Source organism: Mesorhizobium sp. WSM4819 (assembly GCF_055811215.1).
The window spans coordinates 48022-55369 of sequence record NZ_JBVVQO010000042.1 but is presented as its reverse complement, the minus strand read 5'-3'; the positions used below and the strand labels follow the sequence as shown (position 1 = coordinate 55369).

At 63.7% G+C, this 7348-nt stretch carries 7 protein-coding genes, 1 pseudogene and 1 riboswitch; of the genes and pseudogenes, 6 read left to right on the top strand and 2 right to left on the bottom strand.

Going from position 1 to position 7348, the window contains the following annotated elements; all coding sequences use genetic code 11:
• Window positions 1–104 (bottom strand): annotated as a pseudogene (locus tag AC0L18_RS27715) (co-chaperone GroES); the annotation flags it as partial.
• A gap of 251 nt (window positions 105–355) precedes the next feature.
• Between AC0L18_RS27715 and AC0L18_RS27710 the strand changes: the two are divergent.
• Complete coding sequence (locus AC0L18_RS27710) at window positions 356–1291, top strand: bifunctional helix-turn-helix transcriptional regulator/GNAT family N-acetyltransferase (RefSeq protein ID WP_473495043.1); 936 nt, start codon at window positions 356–358, stop codon at window positions 1289–1291.
• A gap of 99 nt (window positions 1292–1390) precedes the next feature.
• On the opposite strand, the gene AC0L18_RS27705 is transcribed toward AC0L18_RS27710, so the two are convergent.
• Complete coding sequence (locus AC0L18_RS27705; RefSeq protein WP_473495042.1) at window positions 1391–2224, bottom strand: AraC family transcriptional regulator; 834 nt, start codon at window positions 2222–2224, stop codon at window positions 1391–1393.
• 265 nt (window positions 2225–2489) lie between these two features.
• Window positions 2490–2693, top strand: a riboswitch (cobalamin riboswitch).
• Window positions 2694–2780: 87 nt separating this feature from the next.
• Between AC0L18_RS27705 and AC0L18_RS27700 the strand changes: the two genes are divergently transcribed.
• The 5 genes from AC0L18_RS27700 to AC0L18_RS27680 all read left to right on the top strand — a co-directional run bounded on the left by AC0L18_RS27700 (window position 2781) and on the right by AC0L18_RS27680 (window position 7336).
• Window positions 2781–3593, top strand: coding sequence for an ABC transporter ATP-binding protein (locus AC0L18_RS27700; protein ID WP_473495041.1), 813 nt, complete (start codon window positions 2781–2783; stop codon window positions 3591–3593).
• Window positions 3590–4537 carry an ABC transporter substrate-binding protein gene (locus AC0L18_RS27695; protein WP_473495040.1) on the top strand — a complete coding sequence of 316 codons (948 nt, stop codon included), beginning with the start codon at window positions 3590–3592 and terminating at the stop codon, window positions 4535–4537. Before AC0L18_RS27700 ends, AC0L18_RS27695 begins: the two co-directional genes overlap by 4 nt.
• Before the next feature lie 29 nt (window positions 4538–4566).
• Entirely contained in the window at window positions 4567–5583 is a 1017-nt protein-coding gene (locus AC0L18_RS27690; protein ID WP_473495039.1) for a FecCD family ABC transporter permease, read from the top strand.
• Between the two features lie 80 nt (window positions 5584–5663).
• Window positions 5664–6161, top strand: a complete 498-nt coding sequence (locus AC0L18_RS27685; protein ID WP_473495045.1) for a MarR family winged helix-turn-helix transcriptional regulator — start codon at window positions 5664–5666, stop codon at window positions 6159–6161.
• Window positions 6158–7336 (top strand): HlyD family secretion protein, encoded by a 1179-nt coding sequence (locus AC0L18_RS27680; protein ID WP_473495038.1) that lies wholly within the window; start codon window positions 6158–6160, stop codon window positions 7334–7336. The genes AC0L18_RS27685 and AC0L18_RS27680 overlap by 4 nt, the downstream gene beginning before the upstream one ends.
• Window positions 7337–7348: the final 12 nt, after the last annotated feature.

The window sequence follows — 7348 nt, the reverse complement described above, 5'->3', positions numbered from 1 at the left end:
TTCGCCGTGTCGGGGATGATGATCCCGCCGGCAGTCTTGGATTCGGATTCAACCCGGCGTACGACCACGCGGTCATGAAGCGGGCGGAACTTCGACTTTGCCATTTTTTATTCCTCGGTGAGAATGGTGAGAACAGTTCCTCCGTCCGGCGGCGCCGGACAAACCTATAAGCCCGGCGGCGCCGGACCTACGCTTGGCACTCACCAATGGCGAGTGCTAACGTGGCGGTGAGATAAGCCGGTGGCTGGCGAGAGTCAAGGCGCTGAGTGAGCTGATCGACAGCCGCAGCCTGCTTTCGAACTGATACTTGACTGAGTCAACTAAATAGTTGATCTTGTGCGGGCAAGAGGATGCCATGACGATTCATCATCAACCCGGCAGGGAGCGGATCGATGCTATGCGGGGCTTCAACCGCTTCTACACCCGCCAGATCGGGTTGCTCGACGAAGGGCTGCTGAAAAGCGCCTTCTCGCTGACCGAGGCCCGGGTGCTCTATGAACTGGCGCATCGCGATGGCCTGACCGCCACCGATCTTGCGCGCGATCTCGGTCTCGACCCCGGCTATCTCAGCCGGTTGCTGAAAAAGTTCGAGGAGCGTGGCCTGGTCGAGCGCGTGGCGACGCAAGCCGATGCTCGGCGCTCGTCGATCGCGCTGACGCCGGCGGGAAGAGCGGCGTTCGCGCCGCTGAACCAGGGTTCGCACGATCAGGTCGCGGCCCTGCTCGAGCGGCTTTCCGCACCGGAACAGGACAGGCTGGTCAAGGCGATGCAGACGGTGCAGCGCCTGCTGGGCGAGAGTGCAGAGCCCAAGGTCCCTTACATGCTGCGGTCTGTGCAGGTCGGCGACATCGGCTGGATCATCCATCGCCAGGGCCTGCTCTACGCGCAGGAATATGGCTGGGACGAAACTTATGAGGCGCTGGTCGCTGAAATCCTCGGCGCTTTCGTCAAATCCTACGATCCGAAATGGGAACGCAGCTGGATCGCCGAGCGGGAAGGCGAAGTCGTCGGCTCGGTCTTCGTCGTGCGCCAGTCGGACGCGGTGGCGAAGCTGCGCCTGCTCTATGTCGAGCCCTCGGCGCGCGGTCTCGGCATCGGCAGGCGGCTGGTCGAGGAATGCATCGGCTTTGCCCGTGCCAAGGGCTACAAGACATTGACGCTGTGGACCAACGACGTGCTGACTGCAGCGCGCCGCATCTACGAGGCGGCCGGGTTCAAACTGGCCAATCAGCAGCGCCACCACGCCTTCGGCAAGGATCTGGTCGGCCAGAACTGGAACCTGGAGTTGTAGCGTCTTTCCCCTCTCCCCTTGTGGGACAAGGGGAGAGGGCAAGATAAGGCGGAGTGCCTCGACACTAGCATCCAACACAAGTTGAAAACTGGCCCTTCCTCACCCTTTGACCGGTATCCAGATTTCCAGCCCGCCATTGCCGATGCGCGGATCGAATTCGGGGCCGTAGCGCTCGAATTCGGGCGCGTCGGCAATCTTGTGCCCGGAGGCCGGCAGCCATTTGTTCCAGATCGTGTTGACCGTGCGGCGGATGGTCGAGATGTGGTCACGATGGGCGAACACGGCGTACTTCTGCGCCGGCACGCGCACGCGCGAAAACTCCTTCGGCAGGTCCGAAAAATCGGACACCTCGACGCCGGCGATATAGTCGAAATTGCCTGCATCGTCGCCGTTGACGCAGACGCCATAGGCGACGTCGCCGACCTCGCCTGGAATGTTGCCGACATAGGGGCCGAACCTTTGCCACTGCATCGGGATGCCGGCGCTGGTTTCGCAACTGTAGCGCTCGCCAAGACCGGCGATGAGGAACGGCCGGCTGGTCTCAAAACGCGGCGGCTCGAGATTGGTGAGGAAGGACTGGTCCATCAGGATCGGCTCCACGAGATCGAGGTTTTTGAGCGAGCCTTGCGCGCGCACCAGTTCCGGCGTGGTGCCGAACTGGTCGCGGAAGGCGCGGGTGAAAGCCTCATGCGAGGCATAGCCGGCGTCGAGCGCGACCGAGAGAATGTCCGGTGCGCCGGCGGCGAGCCTGCGCGCCGCCTCGGTCAGGCGGCGAGAACGCAGGTAGCCCATCACCGAACGGCCGGTCGCCGCGCCGAAAGCCCGCGTCACGTGAAAGCGCGACACGCCGCTGCTGTTGGCGACATCGTCGAGCGAGATGGATTCCGGCAGATGGCTTTCGACGAACCACAGCGCTTTCTCGGTCGGGTTCATACGGCTCCTTGCTGTGGGACTGTGCATTTGGCCGGCTCATAGTGCCGCGTCCTGATGGAGGCAGTTTGATCGAAATTGCGCACCGCGCAATGCGACGCTGGTCGGCAAGTCGGAGGCGTTGGGCGAAGGGCTTGACGGGAGCAGGCGTTGTCCTTAGGTAGTAACGTTATTACATTACGAGATTCGGTATGCTCGTTCTGACAAGACCATTGCTCGCGGGGCACTCCGAACCCCGGAAACTTATTGCGCTGGGATTGGCGGAAAACTAGGGTGGCTGACTGATGGTCCCCAAGCCGAAAGGCGAGGGGTGAAAAGGGAACACGGTGAGATCGTCGGATCGAGGCCGTGGCTGCCCCCGCAACTGTAAGCGGCGAGCAAAATCCGAAATGCCACTGGCCGGCAAGGCTGGGAAGGCAGGATGGCGCAAGGACCCGCGAGCCAGGAGACCTGCCATCGCAGAGTTGACCGGACGGGGTGTGCCGGGAGGAGACGTGGACATCGGTTCTTGTCGGCCGGTCCAGCTTCCTTCCGTCGCCATTGAGAAAGTGACGGTAAGTTGGACGCCTGCCAGCCTCTTCTTGAAGCGCGTGAACTGAGCGCCACGGCGAATGGCCAGCGCCTGGTCAGTGCGGTCAGCCTTTCGGTCGCGGCGGGAGACCGCCTCGCCATCATCGGCCCCAACGGCGCCGGCAAGACGACGCTGCTGCGCATGCTATGTGGCACGCTGCGGCCGAGCGCGGGAGATGTGAGATTTTCCGGACGCCGGCTGGAGACATTTCCGGCCGCCGAGCGGGCGCTGCACATGGCGGTCGTCGGCCAGACCGATCAGCCCGATCCGCGGCTTGCCGTGATCGACTACGTCGGACTTGGGCGAGTCCCGCATGCCGGCTTGCGACGCAGGAGCGAGCAACGCGACATCGTCGTCGAAGCGCTTCGCAGAACCGGCCTGCTGCCGCTGCTCGGCCGCACGATCGGCTCGCTATCGGGTGGTGAGCGGCAACGCGCCCAGCTGGCGCGCGCCGTCGCCCAGGAGCCGAAAATCCTGTTCCTCGATGAACCGACCAATCATCTCGATCCGCGCGCCCGCAGCGAACTTCTCGAACTTGTATCGCAGTTTGGCATGACCGTCGTGGCGGTGCTGCATGATCTGTCGCTGGTCACGCCATTTGCCACCAGCGTCGCGGTGATGAACGAGGCCCGCCTGCAGGCACTCGCCGGTCCGCGCGAGGCGCTGACCAAGCAGTTGATCCGCGAGATTTTCGGCGTCGAGGTGCTTCGGCTGCGCCATCCCACCGAAGACCGCGAACTCACGGTGTTCGAAGTCCCGAACCGTGCCTCTTCTGATCTAACCAAGGAGCAACATCCGTGAAACGCCTCGCACTCTCTTTTGCCTCTCTGGTGCTTGCCCAGGCCGCCTTCGCTTTCCCGGTAACAGTCGACAGCTGCGGCACACCGCTGACGTTCGACGCCGCGCCGAAGCGCGCCGTCATCCAGGATATGAACATGGCCGAGATGGCCTTCGCGCTGGGGCTGCAACCGTCGATCGTCGGTCTGACCGGCATCACCGGATGGTACAAGGTCGGTCCGGAATTCAAGGCCGGGCAGGGCGCCATTCCGGAACTCGCACCGAAATACCCGACGCTCGAAAACCTGGTCGCGGTCGAGCCCGATTTCTTCCTCGCCGGCTGGTATTACGGCATGAAGCCGGGCGGCGAGGTAACGCCAGATACGCTGGCGCCGCACGGCGTCAAGACGCTGGTGCTGACGGAAAGCTGCGTCCATCTCGACAACAACCGCCCCGCCGCCTCGATGGACCTGCTCTACGGCGACATTGAAAAGCTGGGCAGGATTTTCGGCAAGCAAGCCAGGGCGGAAAAACTCGTTTCAGGCTGGAAAGCGCAACTCGCCGATATCACGGCAAAGGTCGGCGACCGCGAGCGGACGCGGGTGTTTCTCTACGACTCCGGCGAAGACAAACCCTTCACATCAGGCAAGTTCGCGATCCCCAGCGCCATGATCGCCGCTGCCGGCGGCGACAACATCATGGCCGACATGCAGACGAGCTGGGGCAACACGGACTGGGAAACGGTCGCTTCCCGCAATCCGCAGTTCCTGATCCTGCTCGACTATCAGGACGGCGGCGGTTACAGGAAACTGCTCGACTTCCTCAAAGTCCATCCGGCAATGAAGGAGACCGACGCGGTCCGGAATGAGCGCTTCGTCGCGCTGCGCTATGCCGAGCTGACGCCCGGACCCGCCAACATCGAGGCGATCGGCAAGATCGCCAGCGCGATGCACCCGGAAGCCTTCTGAGTTTGCGCCACAGGGCGTTCGAATTGGCCATGGCAGCAGGAGCGGCAGCAATCGCCGCTCTTGCTCTGCTGTCGATCGCCTATGGATCGACAGTCATAGCGTTGAGCGACGTGGTTGCTGCGCTCGGACATGCGGCCGGGCTGGATGGAGACCTCGTGCCCGGCTCAGTCGGCAATATCCCGGTCGCCAAGATCCCAATTGCCAAGATTGTCGTCGATCTCAGGCTGCCGCGCACCATCATGGCGATCTGTGTCGGCGCCGGGCTGGGCGTCATCGGCGCGCTGCTGCAGACGGTAACCCGAAACGACCTCGCCGATCCGTTCCTGTTCGGCCTTTCCTCCGGTGCGGCGGCGGGTGCTGTTTCCGTCATCACCATTTTTGGCGACCGTTTCGGCATCTGGACGTTGCCGGTTGCCGCCTTCACCGGCGGCATATTGGCCGCCGGCATCGTGCTTTTGCTGGTTTCGCGGGTGAGGGGGCAAGGCCCCGAACGGCTGATACTGGCCGGGCTTGCCGTCTCGTTCATGTTCATCGCCTTGACCAACTATCTCGTCTTCGCCGGAGACCAGCGCGCCGCTCACTCGGTTTTGTTCTGGACGATGGGCGGGCTCGGCCTGGCGCGATGGGACAATGTCGGGCTGGCTGCTCTTGGCGCGTGCACCATTCTTGCTTATGGCCTGTGGAACCATCGCAAGCTCGACGCCTTCCTGGCCGGCGAGAATGCTGCCGAAAGCCTCGGCGTGCCGGTTGTGCGGATGCGCAGGACGGCGTTTCTCGTCGCTGCCTTCTCGACGGCGATCCTGGTCTCGGTCGCAGGTGTCATCGGTTTCGTCGGGCTGATGATCCCGCATCTGTCCCGGCCCCTGGCAGGCCCGTTGCATCTGCGCCTGATTGCAAGCTGTGCCCTCTTCGGAGCGATGCTGCTGCTGGCAAGCGATCTTCTGGCGCGCACGCTGCTGCCGCCGCAGGAACTGCCGATCGGCATCATCACCAGTTCGGTCGGCGCTTTCTTCGTGGTCACCATGCTCATTCGCAATCGTTCATGATGGGCTGCCATGCACACTTGCCGGCTTCTGGCACAATGCCGCGTCTTGAATAGTGAGCACGCTTATAATATATGCCGCTCATGGTTTCCGACGGCATCGACAGATTGGGTTTTTTGATCCACGACGTGCAGCGCCTGATGCGCAAGCGCTTCGAGGCGCGCGCCAGCGGGCTCGGCCTTTCCTCGGCGCAATGGCGGCTGATGGTCCGCGTCGCCAAGGAAGAAGGCATCACCCAGGCCCGGCTCGCCGAGCTTCTCGAGATCGAGCCGATCAGCGTGTCGCGCCTGGTCGACCGCATGGAGGAGGGCGGCTGGATCGAGCGCCGCGCCGATGCCGCCGACCGCCGCGTCCGCATGATCTTCCCGACCGCCAAGGCGAGCCAGGCCTACGCTGAGATCAAGAGCCTTGCTGGCGAAGTCTATGAAGAATCGCTGGCCGGCGTGTCGCCGCAAGATCGTCGCGTCCTGATCAAGGCACTGGAGACGATGACCAGGAACCTGGCGGACGGCGAGCCGGCGCCGGGCGAAAATGTCGAGAGTGGCGAAAAAGTCGAGAGTGCAGAAGGCGCAGCAGCATGAACGCGGTAGCCAAGGTAGATGAGAATGCGACCAAGCTGGAGTTGGAAGCTCCCGCGCAGCCGGCGGCAACTCCGGTTACGGCCGCTCCGCAGCTAGCGCCGGCGCCGGTGGCGCCGAAGAAGAAGCGCCGTGCCGGCCGCATGCTTTTGATGTCGGCGCTCCCGGTGGCGCTGATCGCCGGCGGCAGCTACGTCTGGGTGACCGGCGGCCGTTACCAGGAGACCGAGAACGCCAATCTGCAGCAGGCCAAGGTCACGATCGCCGCCGATACGGCCGGCCGCATCGTCCAAGTCGACATTTTCGACAACCAGTCCGTCAAGCAGGGCGACGTGCTGTTCGCCATCGATGCCGAGCCTTACCGGATCGCATTGGCCCAAGCTGACGCGGCGGTGGCCGGCGCGCGCCTCAATGTCGAGCAGCTGCGTGCGGCCTATAGCCAGGCGGAAGCGCAGGAGAAGTCGGACGCCAGCCAGGTCGACTATGCGCAGTCGCAATACGACCGGGCCGCCGACCTGGCCCGCAAGGGCATCAACGCCGAGTCGTCGCTGGACGAGGCCAGGAACGATCTCGACAAGGCCAAGCAGCAATTGGCCGTGGCCGAACAGGGCATCCTCAGCGCCAAGGCGGGCCTTGGCGGCAATCCCGATATCGAGACCGACAGGCATCCGACCGTGATGGCGGCGCTCGCCACGCGCGACAAGGCTGCCTACGATTTGGCGCAGACCACGGTGAGGGCGCCGGCCGACGGCATCATCAGCCAGGCTGCCTCGTTCAAGGTCGGCCAGTATGTCGGCTCGGGTACGCCGCTGTTTTCGCTGGTCGAGACCGGCGATACCTGGATCGATGCCAATTTCAAGGAAACCCAGCTCACCAATATGAAGCCCGGCCAGACGGCTGAAATCGTGGTCGACACCTACCCGGGCCGGACGTTCGAAGCCACCGTCAAGGCGATCGGCGCTGGCACTGGAGCCGAGTTCTCGCTGTTGCCCGCCCAGAACGCCACCGGCAACTGGGTCAAGGTCACCCAGCGCATTCCGGTGCGCCTGCAGCTGGCCGATGCCGACGCCAGGATGGCGCTGCGCACCGGCATGAGCGCGACCGTCACGGTGGACACCGGCGTTTCCCGCGGGCTTCCGAGCATCTTCGGCCACGCCGCGGCGGGTGAAGCGCAATAGACGCCTCAACGT